Source organism: Bacillus zhangzhouensis (assembly GCF_000715205.1).
In the GTDB taxonomy this organism is placed as follows: Bacteria; Bacillota; Bacilli; order Bacillales; family Bacillaceae; genus Bacillus; species Bacillus zhangzhouensis.
On sequence record NZ_JOTP01000011.1, the window covers coordinates 41,440 to 66,625 of the forward strand.

Consider the following 25,186-nt stretch of genomic DNA (forward strand, 5'->3'; position numbering starts at 1 on the left):
CAGGTGATCTCTGCCCGAACGTTTTGTGGTTTAAGGGTTTACTTTTCCAACACCAGCATTTGATACAACTTCTGATTTGACATTGTTCACGTTAAGCAAAGAGTAGTTATAAGGAGGGTTGTACGTACCTGTTGAAGACGTTGGCAGATTGCCTGTGCTGTTAATATAAGAGTTGTTGATGACATGCCATGTACCTACTTGACGGCTGTCCCAGCTACCGATCGCATTTTTGGTGTTTTCAAATACGTTGTGCTCAATTCTCATTTTCGCGCCCATACGAGAGTTGATCGCAGTTGTAAGGATGCCTTTGTAATAGTTGTTATACACATGGCCTTCCCCGAAGCGCATAGACGGTACACGAGAATTCAGGTTTTCAAACCGGTTGTTGTGGAAAGTGATTTTTCGGTTGTAGTTATCGTTATCGGAGCTGCCCATCAGCATTGTCTTCCAGCTGTCATGGACATAGTTCCAGGAGAATGTAATGTAATCAGCGTCATTTTTCACATCAAATAATCCATCATAATCATCCTTACCAGAGTTCAACGTGTTGTACAGTTCATTATGATCCACCCATACGTTTTTAGAAGCGCCTTCGATTCCGATGGCATCCTTATCACCGATTTTACTGTGATGGATTTTCAGGTTGCGGATGATCACGTTATTGGCTCGCCATATCTTAATGCCAATTCCGTTAAATTCGCCTTTCGTGCCTTTACCGACGATGGAGACATTGTTTGTATCTTTGACATCAATTTTATTTGCAGATGTATTAGAAGGGGTAATCGTCCCGTCTACAATGATTTTTAATTTTTCATTTGTACCTTTACTTTTAAGGGCGGCTAATAGTTCATTTCCGGTTTTTACTGTCACTGTTTTACCGCCTTCACCGCCTGTTGTGCCGCCATTCAACGTGGAGAATCCTTGCTGATTAAAATTGGCCATAATAGAAGGACTTTCTGGATATTTGGCTGCCGCTTTTGCCTCCCCATTTGGTGCAAATAATGAAGTCACGAGACCAACCGCTAACACACCAGCTAACATTGGAACTTTTTTCTTCAAAATCAACCTCTCCATTCTATATTGATTTAATGTAAACGTTTCCAAAATAAGCTGCGATTCAAACGCTCCTCCTTCTTTCGCCGGCATCGCCTCATTCGGAATGTAGGAAGAGCATAGCACGCGAAAAGGTATCATCGGCTAAGAATTGGCGCAGTGTATTCCATGATTTTCTAGGAAACTAAGGCGATGATTATTTCATTTTCATCTAAATGAGACAAGGACCATTGACGATAGGTATTGGGATGACATCATGATTATGGGGGAGAGGCTATCCGTTTCATAGAAAATCAAGATGATTACGAAAACATCATTTTGTTAGAGACGAAGGAATGTCATAATCATTACATAAGAAAAAAATGGATGTAAAACGAACCAATGACCGGATCAACAGGGAGAAAAGGAGACATTTTAAAAAATAGAGCCTATTTTGAACGATGTCGTCATCCATGTCGTCTCATGAATAAGAGAAGAAGAGGAAGGAGGGACGTGTTTGGAGCAGACAGAAGAGACATTATTGATTCAGCGGGCAAAACAGGGAGATGATGCCGCATTTACAGCCCTTTATCGGCAACACTATTCCTTTCTTTACCGGTATATGATGAAGCTCACCCTTCAACAAGAGCTGGCAGAAGAAATCATGCAAGAGACGATGCTGAAAGCGTACATGAAACTTTCTTCATTTAGAGGAGATTCCTTATTTTCAACATGGCTCATCTCCATTGCATCGAGACAATTTTTAGATCACCAAAAGAAAAGAAAACGTGAACAAATGAGAGAAGGGAAGGCAAATCAAGAAGCCATACGCCGCTTCAAATGGGACGTTCAGCAAAAGGGACATACATGGCATGAGATGTGGGATGCTTTAAATGAATTGAAGGCTCAGGAGAGGGCACCGATTATTCTACATTATTATTATGGCTTTACTTACCCAGAAATCGCTTCAATGCTCGGTATGAGAGAAGGCACTGTGAAGTCGAGAGTTCATCATGGATTAAAGAAAATTCGAAAGGAGTGGTTCTTATGAAGGAAGATCGTTTTACCGAACGTTTAAAAGAAGAGTTACAGCAGCTAGATGAACAAATTGAAGTGGAAAAGCCAAGTGAGCAGGCTGTCATGATGATGCTAAAGCAGGCAAAGGAAAAAGAAAAAAGACGTTTTAAACAAGAAATGCTGGCGTACGTTCTCATCAGTCTCACCATTCTGGCACTTTTTGCGGCTGCTATCACCCATTTGCCTATTATTTTAATTCTGCTCCAAGTGGTGAGCGTCCCGCTTTGTGTAGTAGTAGGCATTAAGGAATATCAACACATTAAAGGAGGGTCTTCCTTATGAGTCAGACGGAAATGATCATCTTATTGTGCGCATTGCCGTTATTATTTGCACAGGGATTTCTTTTGTTTATGGATGCCAAAAAAAGAGGGCGTTATAAGTGGTTCTGGGGCATTGTTGGTTTAATTAACTTCCCATCGTCTTCAATTTTATATTGGCTTTGTGTCGTATTACCTGATCGAAAAAGAGGCGAGAATCTCCGAAAGGATTGATCGCGTACCATCAAACTTTTGACCCTTTTTTCGTTTTGAAATCATCTAGAAATAATAGATGGTTCATCAATATGTCAAAGATGGCGGGATACAGAAAGTCCAATTGATCATTTCTAGCACAATAGTCATTCCTTGAGCGGTTATTTTTAAAGACAATAGTTGCTGCTGCTTGATCCATCTCAATTCGGCATCGTTTTCATCTGTTATCAATATTGATCAGTTTTTACAATTGGTGTTAAATTAATCTCAATATGCGTTAGAAAATCTAACAAATAAATGTGTGAAGATATCTACAAGGAGGCAGATGAGATATGTTGACCTTAGATCGAGCAGCACAAACAGCACAAAGCTACATCCACCGTGTGTTAGAGGAGGTGGAAAAGCGAAATCCAGGCGAAGAGGAATTCCAGCAAGCGGTAAAAGAAATTCTTGAATCACTCGTCCCGGTTTTTGCAAAGCACCCAGAGTATGAAAAACAGGGCATTTTAGAACGGTTAATTGAGCCTGAGCGCCTTGTTATGTTTCGCGTACCATGGGTAGACGATGAGGGCAAAGTCCAAGTCAATAGAGGGTTTAGAGTTCAATTCAATAGTGCCATCGGTCCTTATAAAGGAGGAATTCGTTTCCATCCATCCGTCAATGCCAGCATCATCAAGTTTTTAGGGTTTGAACAAATCTTTAAAAACGCACTGACTGGTATGCCGATTGGCGGAGGGAAAGGTGGATCAGATTTTGATCCAAAAGGGAAATCTGATGGAGAAATCATGCGTTTTGTTCAAAGCTTTATGAGTGAACTCGGCCGATATATTGGACCTGATCAAGATGTGCCAGCAGGTGATATTGGCGTAGGGGCACGGGAAATTGGCTATATGTTCGGCCAGTACAAAAAAATGCGCGGTGCTTATGAGGCTGGTGTGCTCACAGGGAAAAGTCCTGGGTTTGGCGGCAGCTTAGCGAGAAAAGAAGCAACGGGCTACGGACTGGTGTACTTTATGGAAGAAATGCTGAAAGCCCATGGTCTGCAATTTGAAGGGCGTTCGGTTGTCGTTTCTGGCTCGGGTAATGTGTCTATTTATGCGATGGAAAAGGTAGTAGAGCTAGGCGGTAAGGTTGTTGCTTGTAGTGATTCAAGCGGAGCCATTTATGACCCGCAAGGCATTTCACTTGAGACAGTGAAGCAGCTGAAGGAAGTCGACAATCAGCGGATTGGGGCATACATAGACATTCACCCACACGCTGAATTGATTGAAGATTGTGAACAAATTTGGTCATTTCCTTGTGACATTGCACTGCCATGTGCGACACAAAATGAAATATCTGAGGCGCAAGCACAGCAGCTCGTGGCAAACGGGGTCATCGCTGTAGGAGAAGGGGCCAATATGCCATCCACTCTTAAAGCCGTCAAAGTATTTGAACAGCATGGTATTCTGTTTGCACCAGCAAAAGCCGCAAATGCTGGCGGGGTAGGTGTTTCAGCACTGGAAATGGCGCAAAACAGTGCAAGAATGTCGTGGACATTTGAAGAAGTAGATGATCAGCTGAAACAAATGATGCAGTCTATTTATCGTCAGTGTACGGAAACAGCAGACGAATATGGACACTCTGGGAACTTAATCGTAGGAGCAAATATTGCAGGATTTCGCAAAGTGGCAGATGCCATGATAGCACAAGGCGTGATTTAACTCCTGCTCTCCCGCACCTGTTTATTTCATGACAAGATAGGGAATCGTCTTGTAAGAATGACAATAAGGAGGCGCGGGAGAAATGAAAAAATGGCTGAAACAAATTGTCAAATGGGCACCAGTGATTTATCCAGTGGTGAGGAAAATATATAAAGAGCGAAAAGCATCAAAAGCTCGTAACGTATCAGCCGGATAATCCGGCTTTTTTTTATGGAATCATATACAGAACCTGCGGTGAAAGAAAAAATTATAGATTCGAATGATCCAATTCAGGCCACTCTCCGTTAAGTACATAACAAACGGAAAGAGGAGGCAATAACAGATGATCATGAAAAAAGCTATTTTAACCATCCCGCTTAGCACAGCATTACTATTCCCAGCGGCTCATATTGCAAGTGCACACGAAGGACATATGCATGGTGATGCAAAGAAGACGTCTTCATCACAAGAGGTGTCAAATAAAGCAACGGATCTTCGAGCAGCACTAGATCAGCTGTTCTCAGAGCATGCCTATTTAGCAGTGATCACGATGCAAAAGGGAATTGACGGTAGTAAAGACTTCGATCAAGCAGCGGCGGCGTTAAATGAAAACACGAATGATTTATCAGATGCGATCGCCTCTGTGTACGGTAAAAAAGCAGGGAAACAATTCAAAGACATTTGGTCAAGCCATATCGGCTACTTTGTTGATTATGTACAAGCCACAGCGAAAAATGATGAGGCAGGTAAAAAGAAAGCAATGAAGCAGCTTGATCAATATCGGTTGAAACAAGCCGATATGCTCGATCAAGCCACAGACGGTAGATTGAAAGCTAGTGAGCTTGAGGAAGGCTTAAAGATGCATGTCAATGAACTGCTGAGAGCTTTTGACAGCTACACTGAAAAGGATTTTGATACGACTTACGAAACGGTTAGAAAATCCATTCATCATATGTTTGAAGTGGGAAAAGGCGTGTCATGGGCGATCACAGATCAATTTCCTGGGAAATTTGATCAAAAATCAGTGGATACACCAGCTGCAGATCTTCGTGAGGATTTAAATTACTTGTTCTCAGAGCATTTGGCGTTGGCGGTTGTTGCCATGCAAAAAGGAAATGATGGCAGCAAGGACTTTGACCAAGCAGCTGCTGCTTTAAATGAAAATACAAATGATTTATCTGATGCCATTGCATCTGTTTATGGAAAGGATGCAGGAAAACAATTTAAAACAATTTGGTCAAGCCATATCGGTTACTTAGTTGATTATGTCAAAGCGGATGCATCAGGGGACGAGAAAGCGAAGGAGAAGGCCGTCAAAGATTTAGATGCTTACCGGATGAAGCAAGCGAAGTTTTTAGATCAAGCGACAGATGGACGTTTGAAGGCGGCTGATTTAGAAGCTGGTCTGAAAACACATATTGATGAGCTGATCAAAACGTATACGTCTTATCATCAGGGGGAATATGATCAGCTTTATCCGACAGTGAGAGAGGCGTATGGCCATATGTTCATGATTGGTCAAGATGTGGCAACAGCTATTGTCGACCAGCATCCTGAACTGTTCAAATCCAAAATGCCAAATGAAATGCCGAAAACAGGAATGGGAGGTACTGCCGGTCCTTTAGGCATGTCATATGAAGCTTTTGCTGGGATGATCGCTAGTCTTATTTTAGCTGTAGGTGCAGCGGGTGCGTTCTTCTTCATTCGCCGCAAGACATCAAATTCAAAATCATAAAGACAAGAGGGGAGCGTGCACGACCGTGCCGTTCCTTTCTTTAAAAGGAGGCCGACTTGTGTGAAAAAATGGCTAGTGGGTATTCTCGCGCTTCTCATCATCACAGGCTGTGCATCACATGCTATGGATGAATCGTCATCCTCAGAAACAACATCACCTCCTGAGAAAATGACCACAAATCAAGCTGAAAAACAGAGCCACTCAAACGATACGTTAAAAGGCGAGCCGCCTGGTATTGTCCCAGCTGAAATTGCTATTCCCGCTATTGATGTCAAAGCAAAAGTGGAGAAAACGGCTTTATCAAAGGATGGCAGTATGGGTGTCCCCAAACATACTGACAACACGGCTTGGTTTGAAGATGGTCCGAAGCCAGGGGATAAAGGGAATGCTGTCATGAATGGTCATGTTGATAACAAATGGGGGCCATCTGTTTTTTATCGACTAAAGGATCTGAAAAAGGGAGACAAGGTGATCGTGATGTCTTCGTCAGGAAAAAAGCGAACCTTTGAAGTCACCAAAGTGCAAAGCTATCCGCGTGAAGAGAAGCCAAATGCTTTTTTCGGGTACGCTTTTACACGGAATCTCAATTTAATCACATGTACTGGGACATTTGATCATGCAGCAGGTACACATGAAAAAAGATTGGTTGTATTTACACAGCTCATCTCCTCATAAAAAAGGCGGATACACGAAGGTGTAACGCCTTTTTTCGTCGTTTTCAAAGAAACATCTAAAAAGAAGATTCGTAGGTCATTAGATATGGTTAGTCGTATAAATAGGGGCATTTGTCATATAAATGAATTGGCAATTTTTATTTCTTTTCAGTAGAATATGAGTGATGAAGAGAACTGCAAGCGCATACAACCTGTCCAGACAAGGCAGATTCTCCACCCTTACATAAGGAGGCCGATATGATGCTGAGTAAAAGACTGGCGCACATCTTAAGTCAGCTGATGGCAGCTGAGACCCCTCTCACAAGCGCTGCACTTTCTGTCAGCTTACAAGTGACAAGCCGTACCATTCGTACAGACATCAAGGAACTAAATGACCGTCTTGCCCCTTATCAAGCGGCAGTAGCAGCTGTTAGAGGAGCTGGCTATAAGCTGGTGATCAAGGATGAGAATGCTTTTCGCCGTTTTATGAAGGAGGAGGTCGAACAGGAAGAGCCGCTTGCCGTTCTGCCGGAGGAGCGTGTTCGGTTTATTTTAAAAAAGCTTCTTCTGGCAGAAGCGTATGTGAAGCTAGAAAATTTACAGGAGCAGCTGTTTATTAGTAAGTCGACAATGAGTAACGATGTGAAATGGGTCAAACGCAAGCTTGAACCCTTTGATCTGAAGCTGGAAGCGAAGCCGAGCAAAGGTTGCCGGATTAAAGGATCAGAGATGAAAATCCGGTATTGTATGTCAGAATATTTATTCAACGAGCGCCGTTCCTATCAAACGATGCTAAACACAGCTGCCACCATTTTGCCAAAACATGAACTGGAATTGATTCATAAAACAATGATTGATTATATCAATGAAGAAAGAATGAATCTATCAGACATTTGTGTGAATAATTTAATTGTCCATGTCGCCATTGCCTGTAAACGGATTAGACACGGAAACTATGTATCTGTTCTTCCAGAGGAAATCAACGAAATTCCGAGGGCAAAGGAATACAAGGTAGCCAAAAAAATGGTGGAACGTCTCGAAGGACTGCTCGCTGTCTCATTTCCACAAGAGGAGATCGTCTATATCGCCATTCATTTGCTAGGAACAGCCAAAATGGTACAGTCCTTTTCATCGAGCGGTCAAACACAAATTGTGGATGATGACACGAGCCATCTTGTGCAGCTCATGCTGAAAGCCATTGATCAAAAATTGCAACTTGATTTAGCTGATGATGCGGAATTAATGATTGGACTCAGTCTGCATTTAAAGCCGGCCATGAACCGGTGTAAATATGGAATGAACTTAAGAAATCCGATGCTTGATGAAATAAAAGCGGGGTATCCACTTGCCTTTGAAGCAGGGATTATTGCCAGCAGAGTCATTGAAGAAGAGGCGGGTCTATCGATTCATGAGAATGAAATCGGATATATGGCGCTCCATTTTGGTGCTGCTTTAGAGCGTAGGAAAATGGAGATTCCGCCGAAGCGATGTCTCATTGTCTGTGCATCTGGTGCAGGGAGTGCAAGGCTATTGCAGGATCGTTTGCGGTCAAAATTTGGGTCAAAGCTGACCATTTTAGGAACAGCAGAGCTTTATTCACTTCCGCATGTCTCTTTACATGCACTGGATTTGATTATTACGACGATTCCTATTCATATGGATTTACCGATTCCAGTCATTCAAGTGAACACCATTTTAGGAGGCGGCGACTTTTTAAAAATTGAAGAAGCCCTGACGAATGAAACAAGAGTGACATTGGCCTCTCAATATATGAAAAGGGATTTGGTCTTTACAAAACGTGCCTTTCAAACAAAGGAAGACGTCATGACCTTTCTCACGCAAAAAGTCATCGACATGGGATTAGCACCAGCAGAGCTCACACCATCTGTGATGGAAAGAGAAGAGGCAGCACCTACCTCCTTCGGGCATTATACAGCAATTCCGCACCCTATGACCCCACTGACAGAAGAAACGTTTTGGGCGATATGTACATTAGAAAAACCCATCATTTGGGGAGAAAAAAAGGTTCAATTTGTCTGCTTGCTTTGTGTCGAAAAAGAGAACGCCAAAGATTTAAAAGGGATGTACCGGCTGCTGGGAGAGCTTGTGCATAATGTGAAATTCATTCAGCATCTCATCGCCTGTGATACATTTGAAGACATGCTCGATATCATGTATAAAAAGGCCCCTTCGTACAAGAGCTAACAGTGTGATATGAACTTTTTCCGCTTCCTAAAGGAAAAAGTATAGGTGTTTATGAAAGCGGTTTCATAATATGATGAATGTGTAAAGAAAAGCTTCACACTTTTAAAAGGGGGCGTTTACACATGAACATCTTATTGGTTTGCGCAGCAGGTATGTCAACAAGCTTACTTGTCACAAAAATGGAGAAAAGCGCACAAGAACAAGGAAAAGACTATCGCATTTGGGCGGTCTCTGGAGATGCTGCAAAAAGTCATATTGATCAAGCCGATGTGCTTTTATTAGGACCTCAGGTTCGATATTTATTACCACAAATGAAAAAGCTCGGGGAAGAAAAAGGGATTCCAGTAGACGTCATTAATACCGTGCATTATGGCGTGTGTAATGGCGCAGAGGTTCTAAAATCTGCTGAACAGCTAGTGAACGGATAAAGGGGGCGGAAGGGATGAATGGATTCAACCGATTTCTAGAAGAGAAGGTTATGCCGTTTGCAGGGAAGATTGCCGCTCAAAGACATTTACAAGCATTGCGTGACGGAATTGTTTTAACCATGCCTCTCATTATTGTCGGTTCACTGTTTCTCATTTTGGCCAACCTTCCGATTCCAGGATACAGCGATTTTATGGCAAGTATCTTTGGAGACGAATGGGCCACGAAACTATCCTATCCTGTTAATGCAACCTTTGACATTATGGCACTTGTTGCAACCTTTGGGATTGCCTACAGGCTTGCTGAAAAGTATGCCGTTGATGCACTATCATCTGGTGCGATCGCTGTCGCGGCTTTCCTTTTGGCCACGCCATATCAAGTGCCTTTCACACCTGAAGGCTCAACAGAAGCCATCCTAGTGAATGGCGGAATTCCGGTCACACTGATGGGCAGTAAAGGGTTATTCGTCGCCATGATTATTGCCATGCTTTCAACAGAAATTTACCGCTTCATTGTACAGCGGAATATCGTCATTAAAATGCCTGATGGTGTACCGCCAGCAGTCAGTAAATCGTTTATCGCACTTATTCCAGGTTTTGTGGTGATCACGCTGATCTGGGTCACGAGACTTGTGATTGAGATGACACCTTTTGAGAGTATTCATAATATCATCACCGTCTTAATTGGCACACCGCTTTCCATTCTTGGTGGAAGTTTAGGCGGGAGTATCGTCGCCGTGGGTGTGCAAATGCTCCTTTGGGCATGCGGTATTCATGGAGCAACAATTGTCGGCGGCGTCATGGGTCCGATTTGGCTCGGTGCGATGGATGAGAACCGTCTTGCGTTTCAAGCAGGAGAAGTGCTGCCGAATATTTTCACAGCGCAGTTCTTTGAAATTTTCATCAATGTCGGCGGAAGCGGCGCGACACTTGCTTTGGTGCTGACGATGATCTTACGTGCTAGAAGTAAACAAATGAAACAGCTTGGCCGACTTGCCATTGGGCCAGCCATCTTTAACATCAACGAACCGATCATTTTTGGAATGCCGATTGTGATGAACCCAATGCTTCTCATTCCGTTTATCCTCACGCCAATCATGATGATCATCACCACATATATCGGAATGAGCACAGGACTTGTGGCTAAACCGGCAGGAATCGCTGTCCCATGGACAATGCCGCCAATCATTTCAGGCTATCTCGCAACAGGCGGGAAAATCTCTGGCGCTGTTATGCAACTGATCAACCTCGCGCTGTCATTTGCTCTATACTACCCGTTCTTTAGAATGTGGGATAAGCAGAAATGGAAAGAAGAAAGTGAGCTAGAAACAAAAGCATCAACTGATGAAAATGTCGTCAACATGTAATAGAGGGAACAAGGGGGATGCGGCCGATGGAAATGGAACAAATTGTGTTTCAACTCATCTTACACGGTGGAAATGGCAGAAGCTCAGCAATGGAGGCCATTACATGTGCAAAACAAGGCAACTTTGATGAGGCGAAGCAAAAATTGCAGGAAGCACAAGACGCGTTAAATGAGGCGCATCACGCACAGACAGAGCTGATCCAAGGAGAAATCAAAGGAGAAAAGACGGACATCAGTCTCTTAATGATTCATGCACAGGATCATCTTATGAACGCCATGACCGTCAAGGAGCTTGCAGCGGAAATCATAGAGCTCCATGAAAAAATGAAGCAACTCGGAGGTGTCAATTCATGAAAGATGGAATCAAAATTGTCACAATAGGCGGTGGATCGAGCTATACGCCTGAGCTGGTTGAAGGTTTTATTAAACGGTATCATGAATTGCCTGTAAAGGAATTATGGCTTGTGGATATTGAAGCAGGACAGGAGAAGTTAAACATCGTGGGTGCTTTGGCAAAACGTATGGTCGAAAAAGCCGGTCTACCGATTGAGGTACACCTGACTCTTGACCGCCGGGCAGCCCTAAAGGACGCAGACTTTGTCACGACACAATTTCGTGTAGGACTGCTGGAAGCACGGGCAAAGGATGAGAGAATACCGCTCAAATACGGCGTTATTGGACAGGAAACAAACGGACCAGGCGGTTTATTTAAAGGACTTCGCACCATCCCAGTCATTCTAGAGATCGTGAAGGACATGGAAGAGCTTTGTCCAGATGCATGGCTTGTGAACTTTACAAATCCAGCGGGCATGGTCACAGAAGCTGTTTTACGGTACACAAATCTGAAAAAAGTGGTCGGTCTATGCAATGTGCCGATTGGGATCAAAATGGGGATTGCCAAGGCGCTAGATGTGGATGTTGAACGGATCGAGGTGCAGTTCGCCGGCCTCAATCACATGGTCTATGGATTAGACGTGTATTTAGACGGGGTCAGCATTATGGATCAGGTGCTCGATGAACTAGGAAATCCGAATAGCCAGTGGTCCATGAAAAATATCGAAGCGAAAAACTGGGAGCCATCTTTTGTCAAAGGCTTAGGGGTTATCCCATGTCCGTATCACCGTTATTACTATAAAACGAAAGATATGCTGGAAGAAGAGCAAAAGGCGGCCCAAGAAAAAGGAACAAGAGCAGAGGTTGTGCAGCAAGTCGAGCAAGAATTATTTGAGCTATATAAAGACCCTGATTTATCGATTAAACCACCGCAGCTCGAAAAAAGAGGCGGGGCGTATTACAGTGATGCGGCATGTAACTTAATCAGCTCGATCTATAATGATAAGCATGACATTCAACCCGTGAATACAGTGAACAGAGGAGCGATTGCCAGTATTCCAGCTGAATCAGCAGTGGAAGTGAACTGTATCATTACGAAGGACGGACCAAAACCAATCGCGACTGGTGATCTGCCTGTGGCAGTGAGAGGGCTCGTTCAGCAAATCAAATCATTCGAGCGTGTGGCAGCAGAAGCGGCAGTCACAGGAGATTACGAGACGGCTCTTGTCGCCATGACGATCAATCCGCTTGTCCCATCTGACGAAATTGCAAAGCAAATGTTAGATGAAATGCTTGAAGCGCATCGTGAATATTTACCGCAATTCTTCAAATCAGTGAATGCGTAAAATGAAATGGCCCCTTTATGGGGTCGTTTTTTATGATTTGACCATATGGAAACTGGAGAAAGAAGTGTATGATAGAAAAACAGCACGTACTGCTTCAAAGAAAGGACTGTTGGCATATGGTTGCAATTGGTTTAATGCTTTACGGTTTTGTCGTTCATCCTGTTATGAGTTATGGCACAGTGGTGCTGTTTTTGTATGGCATCATCGCTTCATTTATTGGTCTCATTCGACATAAATCCTATGTGTGGATGTATGTACTTCGCCTGCTCGTTTGTTTCACCATCCCAGTGACCAACTTGTTGATGTATCTTGCAACGGTTGGGGGAGATGAAAGAGACTTTGATTTCCAGTCGATGCCGTTTGCTTACAATCTTGTCTTTACACTTGAAATCATCGCCATCTTTTTGCCAGAAATCTTTTTGCTGATCGAAAGAAAGCGTGTCATTAAAGGGAAACAGTGGGTGTATGCAGGGGTGATTGTGTGTGTGTCGATCTTGTTTTGGTGCACGATTTGATGGAATGCTGTCAGATCAAGTGTGCAAATGAGTCTATTTCGTCTTTTGATGGAGTAATCTTTTTCGTCGATACTTTACAAAAGTAATGGAAAGGACAATGGTAGAAATCCCCAGAAACTTAAATGCAAACCGAGTGAGGAACGGCGAATCCTCGAAACCTGTAGCTACTATACATGATCCAATGATGATCCCACATATAGCTAGTAGGTAAGTAAAAAACATACCATCACTCCTTATGTGTGGAATAAGCGTCTAATTTCCATTATAAGGTATGTTAGAGGGGGAAATAAACAAAAAAAGAACCCTTCATGAAATGAAAGGTTCTCAGCGTGTAGACAAACCCTCGCATTCGGTGTCAGTCCTGCGCGCCGGTGCTCACGAATGTCAAATTCGCTCCGCTCCAGTGCTCGTCCTTCCTAGACTTCAAAGGTTTTCAATCACGCTGAAAAGAAGACAAAGGGCTAAAATAAAGATCATTTTAGCCCTTTGTCAACAATCTGAGAACCCTACATGAAATGAAAGGTTCTTTCACATGCTTAAGCTTGCTTGACGACCGAATCGACTTCTACTGTCCAGCCGAAGATGTCTGGCTGTGTTCCTTTTTGAATGCCAGTGATGGCTTCGTACAATTTCTTTGATACCTCGCCTGTTTGACCATTTTGAATGACATATGGCTGATCGTGATAAATTAATTCACCGACAGGAGAGATCACGGCCGCCGTCCCAGTTCCAAAGATTTCTTCAAGTTCGCCTGATTGATGTGCTTCAATTAACTCATCAATTGAAATTTTGCGTTCTGTCACTGGAATCTCCCAATGCTTTAATAGCTCAAGTACAGAGTTACGTGTAATGCCTTCTAAAATGCTGCCGTTCAATTCAGGCGTCACGATTTCTCCATTGATTTTAAAGAAGATATTCATACTGCCGACTTCTTCAATGTACTTTTTCTCGACCCCATCAAGCCAAAGAACCTGCGAAAACCCTTTGGTTTCAGCGACTTGCTGTGCCTTCAGGCTTGAGGCATAGTTTCCAGCGGTTTTGGCATTTCCTGTTCCACCCTTAACGGCACGGACAAACTCGTTTTCAACGGCAATTTTCACCGGATGAATGCCTTCTTTATAGTATGATCCCACTGGAGATAAGATAATGAGCAGCTTATACGTGCTTGACGGTGCAACGCCTAAATAAGGCTCAGTGGAAATAATGAATGGACGAATATACAAGGAAGTGCCCTCTGCATCAGGTACCCAATCCTTATCAATACGAATGAGTTCATTTAAGCCCTCTAAAACCGTTTCTGTATCAATTTGTGGGATACACAGGCGGTCATTGGATCTGTTTAAGCGTTCCATGTTCTTTTCCGGACGGAATAAGAGAATTTTTTGATCCTCGGAAACATAAGCCTTTAGGCCTTCGAAAACCGATTGACCATAATGGTAGACCATAGAAGCTGGGTCCATTGGAATCGCCTGATAAGGAATAATTCTTGGATCGTACCAGCCTTTATCAATTGAATAATCCATCACAAACATGTGGTCTGTGAAGATCTTTCCGAATTCAAGTTGATCAGATTGAGGTTTTGGTTTTTTGGTTGAACTAAGTTCAACGCGGATGGGTTGTTTTGGCATCGTAAATCTCCTTGCTGTTTGATTATTTGAAAATTCTAATAATATGAAATAATTATGATTCTATTCTATACCTTCACAAAATATTAGCAATAGGTTTTCTGGAATTCAGACAAGAAAAATCTGTTAAAGCGCTTTCCTCCCCTCTGCCGTCAGTTTGGCTCATGTCACCCCTTTTTCAAGAAGAAATAAAATCCAAATTCGTTATTAACTGATTAATCTGACAATTTAGAAACGAGTGGTTTTCCTGTAAGATATTCTTTCAACCATACACCTTTTGACCAGTACATTGCAAGGGGCAGCGTCATATTTTAATTCCTCTTTTTTTTAACCGATAAAGGAAGAAGAGAAGTGAAAGGAGCAAACAACGAGATGAAACGAATGATACCAGGTATCTTACTGATTCTATTCATGACTGTGATCAGCTTTGGCTGTCAAGCGATGACAGAGGAGGCTGGCGCCAATCAAGGCACAACTTATTACGTGGCAACAAACGGAAACGACAAAAACCCGGGAACGAAGCAAAAACCTTTCCGCACACTGAAGAAAGCGGCAAGTATGGCTAAAGCTGGGGCAACGATTAACATGAGAGGCGGTACATACAAAGAGAAGTTGATTGTCCGCCATTCAGGAACAAAGAAAGCATCAGTTGTCTTTCAAGCTTATGGAAAAGAAAAGCCTGTCATTAGCGGAGCATCCCTTAAAGGAAATCAAGCAGACGGCGGTCTTGTCAAAATTGATCAAAAAAGCTATATCACCCTTAAAGGTCTGACAGTCGGACATATCAAAACGAAGAAAGAAGATGTCACGCCAGTCGGTATTTTCGTCACAGGCAGCGGCAAAGGAGTCAAACTGCTCAACAACCGTGTGCACGACATTCAGACAACACATAAAAATGGGAATGCGCATGGCATTGCGGTCTATGGAACGAAAGCACCAGCAGCGATTGAAGACATCGAAATCAAAGGAAATACCGTGGAGAAATTGAAGCTAGGCTATAGTGAAGCCCTTGTGTTAAACGGGAACGTCAAAAAATTCCGCGTGACACATAACACGGTTAGGCACACTGATAATATTGGCATTGATTTAATTGGTTTTGAGAACGTAGCACCTTCTAAAAAATATGATCAGGTCAGAAATGGTGTCGTATCTAGAAACAAAGTATATGAGATTACGAGTTATGGGAATCCAGCCTACGGCAAGGACATCTCCGCTGGCGGAATTTATGTTGATGGCGGGAAAGACATTGTGATCGATCATAACATCACACATCACAATGACCTTGGGATTGAAGTCACAAGTGAGCATAAAGGGAAAATGGCGGATCGCATTCGCATCGAGCACAATCAAGTGTATTTGAACCGTTATACAGGCATTTCAATTGGCGGCTATGACAAGAAGAGGGGCGGAACAACAAACACGACCATCTCACATAATATTTTGTACAAAAATGACACAGCCGGCCTAGAAGGCGGTCAATTGCTCATGCAATATCAATCGGTGAACAATCGGATCACGAATAATATCATGACAGCTAGTGCATCGCATTACTTAGTCGTGAACTTGTATCAAATCAACCAAAAGAATACATTCCAGAAGAACGTCTATGATGACCGCAAAGGCGCGAAAGCATCACAGTGGGTATGGCGCGGAAAATGGATGGAAGGCTACAAAACGTATCGCTCTAAAAGCGGTCAAGATAAAGGATCAGCACACCTCAATCCACAATATGTGAATGAGAAAAAATATGATTTTCGTCTAAAGAAATCATCACCTGCTAAGAAAATCATCGGCAGTTAATCAAGTCAATGGCCACGAACGCATCATTTTGGAAATATTCAAAAAAGTCATTGACATTGGCGTGACATCGCATTAAAGTAAAGAAGACATTTCAACTAAAACAAATTTTATAACGGATCTCTTATCAAGAGAGGCAGAGGGACTGGCCCTATGACGCCCAGCAACCGTTTCTATTTTTAGAAATTGGTGCTAATTCCTGCAAAGCTGTGACAGCTTTGACAGATAAGAGAGGAAGACTTCCCGATACATGTTTCATGCAACGGTGATAAAGCCTCTCTTCATCAAGAGAGGCTTTTTTGTTTCTATTTTAGAAGCAATCCACTGGTTTACTGGCGTTTTCTTACTTTTTTACCTAGTTTTCCGATGTGAAAAATAAAACAACTCGAGGAGGAACAGCAATGAAACGTAAATATTGGACATCATCTCTTGTATTATTGACGATCCTAACCGTCCTATTAGCAGGTTGTGGAGCAGGATCAAGCTCAGGCTCAAAGGCGAATGCGGACGAAAAAGTTTCCTTTGACAATGTACCGAAGCGCTTTGCAAAGGGACAGGGAGCAAAAATTAAAGTCATCCGTAAAATCGGCGGTGATGATCATACGGCTCAGTTTCTAGCTGGAACAAAGGCAGAAGGTGAAGCGCTAGGCTTTACGGTGGACGTGTACACAGCAAACGGGGATACAGCGAAGTTCCATGATGCGATCTCTCAGGCGCTAGAAGAAAACTATGATGGCTTTATCATCTCTCATGGGGACGATGAGGCGACAGTCGCTGATGTGAAAAAGATCACAGCGAAAGGCATTCCCGTTGTGGCCTTTGATTCGAATCCTAAGCTGAAGGACATCAAAGGAGTCACAGTGACGTCACAAGATGACGAACAATTAGCGAAAAAATCATTAGATGCTCTCGTGTCTGATTTTAAAGGAAAAGCAAATATTGCGTACCTCTGGGTAGATGGGTTTCCACCAATGGTGAGACGAAACAAAGTGTACCAAGAAACGCTCAAACAGTATAAAGGAATCAAGGAACTTGACCGATTTGGCGTTGCGGCCTCTGATACATCAGTTCAAACACAAAATGCGGTTTCGGCTATGTTGAATAAATATCCAAAGGGCAAGCTTGACGCTATTTTTGCCACGTGGGACGCATTTGCTATTGGTGCGGCAAGAGCCTTAAAGGAAGCCGGAAGAACAGAAGTGAAGATTTACGGTATTGATGTGTCAAATGCCGACCTTCAGGAAATGACAGCGAAAGACAGCCCATGGAAGTACACAGCAGCGGTTGATCCGAAGCTCATTGGTGCAGTTGACGTGAGGATTCTTGCGAAGAAAATAGCTGGAGAGAAAACACCATCTTCCTATGACCTTGAGGCCTCTCTCATTTCACAAAAGCAGCTTCAGGATGCAGGAAAGGCCATCAATATGGTCAATCTTGCAGATGAAGTAAAAGGATTCGGATCATCTACTGCTTTTGAAGAAGATTGGATGAAGACCTTGAAGAAACATTATGCAAAATAAACAACGTACACTCTCTTTCCATAGAGGGTGTTTCGTTTTTCAAATGACGATCAATAGACAAGGAGGAAACCTATGACTTCGCCGCTTGTTTGTATGAAGAACATTTCGATTGAATTCCCAGGGGTTAAGGCGTTGGATCAAGTGAATTTCACATTAAAAAAAGGCACGGTCCATGCGCTGATTGGGGCGAACGGTGCTGGGAAATCAACGTTAATGAAAGTTCTCTCTGGCGCTCATTCGCATTTTGAGGGAACCATCCACATCAATGGCAAGACTGCATCGATTCAAACACCGAAGGATGCGGCCTCATACGGTGTGCAGACAGTTCATCAAGAAGTGGATACGGCTCTTGTTCCCTATTTAAGTGTTGGTGAGAACATGATGATGCATGAGATTGAGAAAAAATCATTTGTCCGCTGGAAAGAGCTTCATCGCAAGGCGGCTCAACTATTAAAAGAGATGGACATCGACATCTCCACAAAACGTCTTGTGAGTGATCTGACACTTGCAGAAAAACAGATGGTGCTCATTGCCAAGGCCGTTTCGATCAAATGCAGCATTTTAATTTTAGATGAACCAACTGCTCCGCTTAGTCATGCAGAAACAAGCAAGTTATTCTCAATGATTGATCAACTGAAAAAAAATGGAACGGGTATTGTGTTTATCTCGCATCGAATGCCCGAAATTTTCAATATCTGTGATGAGCTGACTGTGATGCGAAATGGAACCGATGTGGCAGCACACCTCGTCAAAGACACAAATCCCCAGCAGGTCATTGAGGAAATGCTAGGCACACCATTAGAGGAGCAATTCCCGCCCCGTACACCTTTGAAGGATGCACCTATTGTGCTTGAAGTGAAACAGTTATACGACCAGCATAAATTAAGCAACATTCATCTTCATGTGAAAAAGGGAGAAATTCTCGGGATTGCAGGACTTGTCGGTGCTGGTAAAACAGAGTTGTGCAAAGCCCTTTTTGGCGCCTCAGAAAAAAAGATGGGCACTGTGCAGCTTCATGGTAAAACCATTCAAATCAAATCGCCTCATCAAGCAGTGAGAGCCGGCTTGGCACTTGTTCCCGAGGAGCGGAGAAAAGAAGGAATTTTGACGGAAGAAACCGTGGGATGGAACCTAACAGCTGCAAGTCTTCGCTCATTCTCACGGATACTCAGCTTCTTACATCGTCCTAAGGAAAAGCAGGCAGCAGGTGAAATCGTCAAACGGCTTGGCGTCAAAACGCCTTCTCTTGAGGCGAAGGTAAAGCATTTATCTGGTGGAAATCAGCAGAAGATTGCCATTGGAAAATGGCTGCTAGCTGAGGCGGATGTGTATCTCTTTGATGAACCAACCAAAGGGGTAGACGTTGGAGCGAAAAAAGACATTTTCTCTCTTATTGCAGAACTTGCCGCCCGAGGAAAGTCCGTGATTTATGCGTCAAGTGAGCTGGCGGAAATTGCGGGCATTGCAGACCGAGTATACGTGCTATATGATGGCAGCATTACCCGGGAAATGACCGCACCAACGACTGAAGAAGAGCTTTTATATCATTCAACAGGAGGACAATCATGAGCGAACGACAAATTTCAGCCCCTGTTCAGCAAATCAAAAAACAGCGGCCATCATTTCACCTGTTTGATTTTTTTTATCAATATGGCACCATCTTAACGATTGTCGTTTTGATCGTGGTATTTGCGGCAGCGAATCCAGCGTTTTTGCAATCAGGGAATATCATCAACATTTTACGATCTATCTCAATTGTCACCATCATTGCAGTGGGCTTAACGATATCATTGGCAGTGAATGGCTTTGATTTATCAGTAGGCTCAGTTGCTACGCTATCGAATGCGATTGTGATCTCTATGTTTGTATGGTTCTCGCAAAACCCACTGATTGCGATCCTCTCTGCGCTAGCGGCTGCTATCATTGTTGGTTTACTGAATGCATGGATGATTGTCAAAATGAAGATTCCAGATATGCTCATGACATTAGCCATGATGTTTATCATTCAAGGGCTGGCTCAAACCTACACGAAAGGTGCGACCATTTCTGAAAATATGGTGCTGCCTGATGGTACTTTCTCAACTGGTACCATCCCCGCCTTTTTCAGCAAAATTGGACAGGTGCCATATATCATTTTGATTATGGCAGCCATCGTGCTATTTGCGCATGTTTTCATGACCTACACAAAGCATGGTCGATTTATGTACATCATCGGTGGGAATAAGGAAGCGGCTCGATTGTCTGGCATTCATGTGAACAAATACAAAATCGCAGCATATCTTCTGTCTGCTTTATTTGCAGCGATAGGTGGTATTGTGCTGGCGTCAAGGGTGATGACAGCAGAAATTAACGCTGGAACGCCTTATTTAATGGATGGAGTAGCGGCTGCCTTTATTGGCTTTTCCGTCATGGGAGCAGGTAAGCCAAACGCATTTGGCACTTTTATTGGTGCTGTGCTCATCGGTATTTTACAAAATGGACTTGTGATGATGTCTGTCCCTTACTATGCGATGGACATCGTGAAAGGATCGGTGCTTGCACTTGCGCTGGCGCTGACGTATTACAAGCAGCGTGGCTAACGGGTATTTTTTTAAAACCATTCGCGTCCTCTCTCCGTCTAGTAAACGGAAAGCGGTGTAACCGCCGTTTGTCAAAAGGAGATGACAAATAGAATGAATATGTCAGCAACTCATGTAGAAGATTTGAAAAGTGTCATGGAAGACTGGAAAAATGAATTATTAGTATATAAATTTGCGTTAGATGAAATGGATACAAAGTTTTCGATTATTAGTCAGGAATATAATTTAATCCATGGACACAACCCAATAGAGCATACAAAATCACGGATCAAATCCTTTGAGAGCATCGTGAATAAGCTAGCAAGAAAGGGATGCGACATCACCACACAATGTGCGAAGGAGCATATTCATGATATCGCTGGAGTCCGCATCATCTGCTCTTTTATTCAGGATATCTATAACATTATTGATGTATTGAGGCAAAGAGAGGATTTAAAGATCCTTGAAGTGAAGGATTATATTCAACATCCAAAGCCAAACGGCTACAGAAGTCTTCATTTAATTGTTGAGATTCCTGTCTACTTAACGAATCGTGTGGAGCATGTGAAGGTCGAGATTCAGGTGCGGACCATTGCGATGGATTTCTGGGCGAGTCTTGAACATAAAATCTATTATAAACTGCAAAACGATGTCCCTCATCAGCTCACCGATGAACTGAAGGAAGCGGCAGATATCGCCCATTACTTAGATGAAAAAATGCAAAATATCAAACGAGAAATTGATTAGCAGATAAAAAGAGTAGCTGTTTTTGATCACAGCTACTCTTTTTATTCATAGGCTTCCATATTAAGGGTTGGTTCCGCGATCTCTCTTTTGAATGATCGTATCCTTGTCTTGAGATTGTGCAGATTGGCTGTCTTTTTGAGTAGAAGAGCCAATGGAAATACCTGTTATCAAGAGCGTGAAAATCGCACTTGTGATGAGCCATTTCTTCATCATACATCACTCCATATTCTTAACAAGTTTTTAATGACAACGCCTTGTTCCAAAAATAAGTGGATTCTTCATGAAGCCCATTATCCGTTAAGTAAGCTGCTATATCCTGACAGATGGCTTCAAGATCGACAAGGAAATTCATTGAATCTAATTGATCACAATCAGACTTGATTTGCTCGATCATGTTGTCTGGTTGAAGCATGAGTGTTTCTAAAATGGATAATTTAAGTGAAATGTTTCGTTGTTTTAAATTTTCTGCTTTGTGAAGTGAAAGCTGTACGTAATAGTGGAACAAACCAGGCTTTTTCAGCTTAAATAGTGCTTTTGTGTAGGCATACATGGCAAGTAAATAGCCGCCTGGAGAAGACGTTTCGAATGTTTCAATGGATAAAGCTTTTTCTAGGAGCGGCACAGCTTTACTGTATTCATTTCTTAAACTTTTAATAAAGGCTGCATTGCAATACGCGTGACCAAGTAAGTCTGGGTCTTCCACCTGTTCTAGTGAATGAATCACTTCTTCAAACAGCGTCTCTGCCTCATCATATTTCGATTGATCAGCATAATTCAAAGCAAGCATCATTTGACAGCTGATTGATTTTTTCACATAACATGGATCTGCGTCGTAAATAGATGAAGCCATCTTTAAGTGGTGTATGGAGAGAAGCGTGGACCTGATATTATAGTATAGACACCCAGTTTTATAATGAAATTCTGCTTTTTCAATGTCATCGTGCACGAGGTCTAATTTATCCTCGGCCAATTTTAAATGATGAAATGCTGTATCCTGATTTCCTCTGCGCATTTCATACATGCCTTTAAAGAAATAGAAATAGTAGCTGAGCATATCATCCGTACGGATCGCATTTTCATCTACAAAAAGACTATGATCTAACGAAGCTGTATCTTCGATGAGATCCTTAAAACGATATTCTAGTAATTGATAGTAAAGTAAGACGTCTTGATTCTCTTCCATTCGATCAAACGCTTGAAGAATGTCTTCTTTTAGCTGTATCGCTTCTTGAATCTCTCTTTTTTTCATCATAACATACCAGTCATTTAGCATATTCGCTACATCAACGGACGACAAAACCCCTGTTTCTGCCAATTCATATCCTCCTTTCTTCATCTCTCCACCTATTTCGATTTCCGATCATTTGAATCAACTTTCCATATTAAGTATCTTCTTATATTTTAAGCGCTCTCTCGCAATTTGTAAAACATGTTTTTTGATGTAAATTCAACCAATAGTGAAAAATAAAGGGATTTAAAGGATTTTTGAATACGCTTACATTTTTTTAGGTAAAAAGAGGGTTTTCGAAAAAATATATCACAATATCAATAGAGAGAGAAAGGCGGTTGATGAGTGTTTTTTCATAGATTAGAAAGAAACGGCGATTTTCAAGGTGTAGCCTCATTTTTTCGTAAGATTATCTTACATCATGATTGTGAATCACTCTTCTTTCAGAATAAAATGAGTTATTCGCAAAAAAGTAAAATTTAAAGAGACTATTGATCTATAATTGTATGGATCATTGGTATTGATAAAAAACATCACACACCATAGCTTTAGCGTGGTATAGTAATATTGTTATTGCGAATATTTAGATAAAACTGACAATAGGGGGTCTTGTTTTATGAAGAAATCGATGTTACTGATCATGGGACTAATTGTTGTGCTTGTCATGGCAGCCTGTGGATCAAAATCGGACAGCGGTTCGGGAGAAGGCAAAGGTACATATAAAATTGGGATAGATACAACATATCCGCCATTTGAATTTGAAAAGGATGGTCAATATGAAGGAATAGACGTTGATTTAATTAACGCGATTGCAAAGGACCAAGATTTCAAAGTGAAGCTTGAAGCAATGGACTTCTCAGGAATCATTCCAGCGATGCAAGCAGGTCAGCTTGATGTGGGAATGGGCGGGATGAGTATTACAGATGAGCGTAAAAAGAAAGTAGATTTCTCAGATCCATATTTCGACGCTGGACTGACAGTTGTCGTGAAAAAGGACAGCAGTATCAAATCAATTGATGATTTAAAGGGGAAAAAGCTAGCTGTTAAAAATGGGACAACAGGTGCAAAATTTGCATCAGATAACGCAGATAAATATGGGTATGAAGTTGTTCAATTTAATGACAGTCCATCTATGTTCCAAGAAGTATCGAACGGAAATGCAGATGCATTGATCGAGGATTATCCTGTCATTACGTATGCGATCGCCCAACAAGATTTAAAATTGAAAACAGTTGGAGACCGTTTGAATGGGGACCAATACGGTATCTCTGTGATGAAGGGGAAAAACCAAGACTTATTGAAGAAAATCAATAAAGGCCTAGAGAACCTAAAGAAAAACGGTGAATATGACAAAATTATTGATAAATATTTGAAGTCATAACACAAGCGAGGCGCGCTTCGAGCGCGCTTTCTTTATGTGTACACCGTATGTGAATTAGGGAGGGAGAAACATGGATACGATTATTAATGCATTTCCGTATTTAATGGATGGTTTGCAAACCACTTTATATATCTTTGTTGTTGCTATCATTTTAGGATTTATCATCGGTTTAATTGTGGCATTATTCCGCCTGTCACCATTTAAAATCTTGAATTTCATTGCGCTCGTTTTTGTAAATGCCATTCGAGGTACCCCATTTATCGTACAGCTATTCTTCATTTATTTTGGTTTGAATACACTTGAATTCATTTCGCTTGATCGAGTGCCGGCAGGGATTATTACAGTAGCGATTAATGCGGGGGCTTATTTCTCAGAAATTATTCGTGCAGGAATTCAATCCATTGATAAAGGACAAACAGAAGCCGCACGCTCTCTAGGTTTTACAGGGGGACAAAACATGCGCTTTATTGTCCTTCCGCAGGCATTTCGCCGTATGCTTCCAGCGATTACAAATCAAGCCATTATCAGCTTGAAGGATACGTCCCTCTTATCTATTATCGGGATCGCCGATATTATGCAGCGAGGACAAGTTCAAGCATCGGCCACATTTGATCCTTTGAATGTCTGGCTCATTGTCGGTGTCATTTATTTCGTGATCATTTATTTACTTTCTCTACTGGCTAGCTATGCAGAAAGGAGATTTGATATCAAATGAGTATGATTACGGTGAAAAATTTAAAGAAATCCTTTGGAGATCATGAAGTACTAAAGGATATTAATGCAGTCATTGAGGAAAAGGAAGTAGTGTGTGTCATTGGTCCCTCTGGATCAGGAAAGAGCACGTTTCTAAGATGTCTTAATAAATTAGAGGATATTACTGCTGGAGAAGTCGTTGTCCATGGACATACGATTACAGATCCAAAGGTCAACATCAATAAAGTACGACAAGAAGTTGGCATGGTGTTTCAGCACTTTAATTTATTTCCTCATAAAACGGTTTTAGAAAATATCACGATCGCACCAATTAAGGTAAAAGGCGTCGAAAAAAAGGAGGCAGTCGATAAAGCCATAGACTTGCTTGAAAAGGTCGGCTTAAAAGACAAAGCCAAAAGCTACCCTAACCAATTATCTGGTGGACAAAAACAGCGTGTCGCCATTGCAAGAGCCTTGGCGATGGACCCGAAAGTGCTATTATTCGATGAACCGACATCGGCACTTGACCCTGAGGTCGTTGGGGATGTATTAGCTGTTATGAAACAATTAGCAGTCGAAGGCATGACGATGATTGTGGTCACACATGAAATGGGCTTTGCAAGAGAGGTAGGGGACCGCGTGATCTTTATGGATGGCGGTTATATCGTCGAAGAAGACAAACCGGAAGCACTCTTTGGAAACCCACAGCATGAGCGTACAAAATCATTCCTTAGTAAGGTGCTATAAAAAAAGAGTAAGAGCAGATATACATGCTCTTACTCTTTTTTTCCTGTAAAA

25 protein-coding genes and 1 riboswitch are annotated in these 25,186 nt (G+C 42.2%); of the genes, 21 read left to right on the plus strand and 4 right to left on the minus strand.

Features of this window, described 5'->3' with window-relative positions; all coding sequences use genetic code 11:
* Positions 1 to 30 precede the first annotated feature (30 nt).
* Positions 31 to 1,062, minus strand: a complete 1,032-nt coding sequence (locus tag BA70_RS10790; RefSeq protein WP_239646661.1) for a pectate lyase family protein — start codon at positions 1,060 to 1,062, stop codon at positions 31 to 33.
* A gap of 487 nt (positions 1,063 to 1,549) precedes the next feature.
* Between BA70_RS10790 and sigY the strand changes: the two genes are divergently transcribed.
* The 13 genes from sigY to BA70_RS10850 all read left to right on the plus strand — a co-directional run bounded on the left by sigY (position 1,550) and on the right by BA70_RS10850 (position 12,839).
* Positions 1,550 to 2,083, plus strand: coding sequence for an RNA polymerase sigma factor SigY (sigY, locus tag BA70_RS10795; RefSeq protein WP_034321866.1), 534 nt, complete (start codon positions 1,550 to 1,552; stop codon positions 2,081 to 2,083).
* Positions 2,080 to 2,391, plus strand: a complete 312-nt coding sequence (locus BA70_RS10800) for a YxlC family protein (RefSeq protein ID WP_034321869.1) — start codon at positions 2,080 to 2,082, stop codon at positions 2,389 to 2,391. Before sigY ends, BA70_RS10800 begins: the two co-directional genes overlap by 4 nt.
* On the plus strand, positions 2,388 to 2,600 hold the full coding sequence (locus BA70_RS10805; protein ID WP_034321872.1) for a hypothetical protein: 213 nt from the start codon (positions 2,388 to 2,390) through the stop codon (positions 2,598 to 2,600). The genes BA70_RS10800 and BA70_RS10805 overlap by 4 nt, the downstream gene beginning before the upstream one ends.
* Positions 2,601 to 2,911: 311 nt before the next feature.
* Complete coding sequence (gene gdhA, locus BA70_RS10810; protein ID WP_034321874.1) at positions 2,912 to 4,282, plus strand: NADP-specific glutamate dehydrogenase; 1,371 nt, start codon at positions 2,912 to 2,914, stop codon at positions 4,280 to 4,282.
* A gap of 82 nt (positions 4,283 to 4,364) precedes the next feature.
* Entirely contained in the window at positions 4,365 to 4,478 is a 114-nt protein-coding gene (locus BA70_RS20580; protein ID WP_223251662.1) for a hypothetical protein, read from the plus strand.
* 126 nt (positions 4,479 to 4,604) lie between these two features.
* Positions 4,605 to 5,996 carry a hypothetical protein gene (locus tag BA70_RS10815; protein WP_034321877.1) on the plus strand — a complete coding sequence of 464 codons (1,392 nt, stop codon included), beginning with the start codon at positions 4,605 to 4,607 and terminating at the stop codon, positions 5,994 to 5,996.
* Positions 5,997 to 6,056: 60 nt separating this feature from the next.
* On the plus strand, positions 6,057 to 6,671 hold the full coding sequence (locus BA70_RS10820) for a class F sortase (RefSeq protein WP_034321878.1): 615 nt from the start codon (positions 6,057 to 6,059) through the stop codon (positions 6,669 to 6,671).
* A gap of 239 nt (positions 6,672 to 6,910) precedes the next feature.
* Positions 6,911 to 8,854 carry a BglG family transcription antiterminator gene (locus BA70_RS10825; RefSeq protein ID WP_034321881.1) on the plus strand — a complete coding sequence of 648 codons (1,944 nt, stop codon included), beginning with the start codon at positions 6,911 to 6,913 and terminating at the stop codon, positions 8,852 to 8,854.
* Between the two features lie 122 nt (positions 8,855 to 8,976).
* Positions 8,977 to 9,282 carry a PTS sugar transporter subunit IIB gene (locus tag BA70_RS10830; RefSeq protein ID WP_008355465.1) on the plus strand — a complete coding sequence of 102 codons (306 nt, stop codon included), beginning with the start codon at positions 8,977 to 8,979 and terminating at the stop codon, positions 9,280 to 9,282.
* Between the two features lie 14 nt (positions 9,283 to 9,296).
* Positions 9,297 to 10,646: a PTS cellobiose transporter subunit IIC gene (gene celB, locus BA70_RS10835; protein ID WP_034321883.1), complete on the plus strand. Its 1,350-nt coding sequence runs from the start codon at positions 9,297 to 9,299 to the stop codon at positions 10,644 to 10,646.
* A gap of 26 nt (positions 10,647 to 10,672) precedes the next feature.
* Positions 10,673 to 10,999 (plus strand): PTS lactose/cellobiose transporter subunit IIA, encoded by a 327-nt coding sequence (locus BA70_RS10840; protein ID WP_034321886.1) that lies wholly within the window; start codon positions 10,673 to 10,675, stop codon positions 10,997 to 10,999.
* Complete coding sequence (locus tag BA70_RS10845) at positions 10,996 to 12,324, plus strand: 6-phospho-beta-glucosidase (protein WP_034321889.1); 1,329 nt, start codon at positions 10,996 to 10,998, stop codon at positions 12,322 to 12,324. The genes BA70_RS10840 and BA70_RS10845 overlap by 4 nt, the downstream gene beginning before the upstream one ends.
* A gap of 116 nt (positions 12,325 to 12,440) precedes the next feature.
* Positions 12,441 to 12,839, plus strand: a complete 399-nt coding sequence (locus BA70_RS10850) for a hypothetical protein (RefSeq protein ID WP_034322074.1) — start codon at positions 12,441 to 12,443, stop codon at positions 12,837 to 12,839.
* Positions 12,840 to 13,375: 536 nt separating this feature from the next.
* Here BA70_RS10850 and BA70_RS10860 read toward each other — a convergent pair.
* Positions 13,376 to 14,467: a branched-chain amino acid aminotransferase gene (locus BA70_RS10860; protein ID WP_034321895.1), complete on the minus strand. Its 1,092-nt coding sequence runs from the start codon at positions 14,465 to 14,467 to the stop codon at positions 13,376 to 13,378.
* A 369-nt stretch (positions 14,468 to 14,836) separates the two neighbouring features.
* Between BA70_RS10860 and BA70_RS10865 the strand changes: the two genes are divergently transcribed.
* The 5 genes from BA70_RS10865 to ywaC all read left to right on the plus strand — a co-directional run bounded on the left by BA70_RS10865 (position 14,837) and on the right by ywaC (position 21,086).
* The gene (locus tag BA70_RS10865) at positions 14,837 to 16,264 is read left to right on the plus strand and encodes a DUF1565 domain-containing protein (protein WP_034322077.1); all 1,428 of its coding nucleotides are present in this window, start codon (positions 14,837 to 14,839) and stop codon (positions 16,262 to 16,264) included.
* 118 nt (positions 16,265 to 16,382) lie between these two features.
* A riboswitch (SAM riboswitch) is annotated at positions 16,383 to 16,493 on the plus strand.
* Positions 16,494 to 16,662: 169 nt separating this feature from the next.
* Complete coding sequence (locus BA70_RS10870) at positions 16,663 to 17,781, plus strand: sugar ABC transporter substrate-binding protein (protein ID WP_034321898.1); 1,119 nt, start codon at positions 16,663 to 16,665, stop codon at positions 17,779 to 17,781.
* Between the two features lie 72 nt (positions 17,782 to 17,853).
* Positions 17,854 to 19,350 carry a sugar ABC transporter ATP-binding protein gene (locus BA70_RS10875; protein WP_034321901.1) on the plus strand — a complete coding sequence of 499 codons (1,497 nt, stop codon included), beginning with the start codon at positions 17,854 to 17,856 and terminating at the stop codon, positions 19,348 to 19,350.
* Positions 19,347 to 20,360, plus strand: coding sequence for an ABC transporter permease (locus BA70_RS10880; protein ID WP_034321904.1), 1,014 nt, complete (start codon positions 19,347 to 19,349; stop codon positions 20,358 to 20,360). The genes BA70_RS10875 and BA70_RS10880 overlap by 4 nt, the downstream gene beginning before the upstream one ends.
* A gap of 93 nt (positions 20,361 to 20,453) precedes the next feature.
* On the plus strand, positions 20,454 to 21,086 hold the full coding sequence (ywaC, locus tag BA70_RS10885; RefSeq protein ID WP_034321907.1) for a GTP pyrophosphokinase YwaC: 633 nt from the start codon (positions 20,454 to 20,456) through the stop codon (positions 21,084 to 21,086).
* Positions 21,087 to 21,146: 60 nt separating this feature from the next.
* On the opposite strand, the gene BA70_RS20320 is transcribed toward ywaC, so the two are convergent.
* Together BA70_RS20320 and BA70_RS10890 are read right to left on the minus strand one after the other, a co-directional pair.
* On the minus strand, positions 21,147 to 21,296 hold the full coding sequence (locus BA70_RS20320) for a hypothetical protein (RefSeq protein ID WP_167331433.1): 150 nt from the start codon (positions 21,294 to 21,296) through the stop codon (positions 21,147 to 21,149).
* Between the two features lie 19 nt (positions 21,297 to 21,315).
* Positions 21,316 to 22,401, minus strand: a complete 1,086-nt coding sequence (locus tag BA70_RS10890; RefSeq protein ID WP_034321910.1) for a Rap family tetratricopeptide repeat protein — start codon at positions 22,399 to 22,401, stop codon at positions 21,316 to 21,318.
* 529 nt (positions 22,402 to 22,930) lie between these two features.
* Between BA70_RS10890 and BA70_RS10895 the strand changes: the two genes are divergently transcribed.
* The 3 genes from BA70_RS10895 (at position 22,931) to BA70_RS10905 (ending at position 25,135) form a co-directional block, all read left to right on the plus strand.
* The gene (locus BA70_RS10895; RefSeq protein WP_034321913.1) at positions 22,931 to 23,695 is read left to right on the plus strand and encodes a transporter substrate-binding domain-containing protein; all 765 of its coding nucleotides are present in this window, start codon (positions 22,931 to 22,933) and stop codon (positions 23,693 to 23,695) included.
* A 70-nt stretch (positions 23,696 to 23,765) separates the two neighbouring features.
* The gene (locus BA70_RS10900) at positions 23,766 to 24,410 is read left to right on the plus strand and encodes an amino acid ABC transporter permease (protein WP_024423856.1); all 645 of its coding nucleotides are present in this window, start codon (positions 23,766 to 23,768) and stop codon (positions 24,408 to 24,410) included.
* Positions 24,407 to 25,135, plus strand: coding sequence for an amino acid ABC transporter ATP-binding protein (locus BA70_RS10905; protein ID WP_034321915.1), 729 nt, complete (start codon positions 24,407 to 24,409; stop codon positions 25,133 to 25,135). Before BA70_RS10900 ends, BA70_RS10905 begins: the two co-directional genes overlap by 4 nt.
* Positions 25,136 to 25,186: the final 51 nt, after the last annotated feature.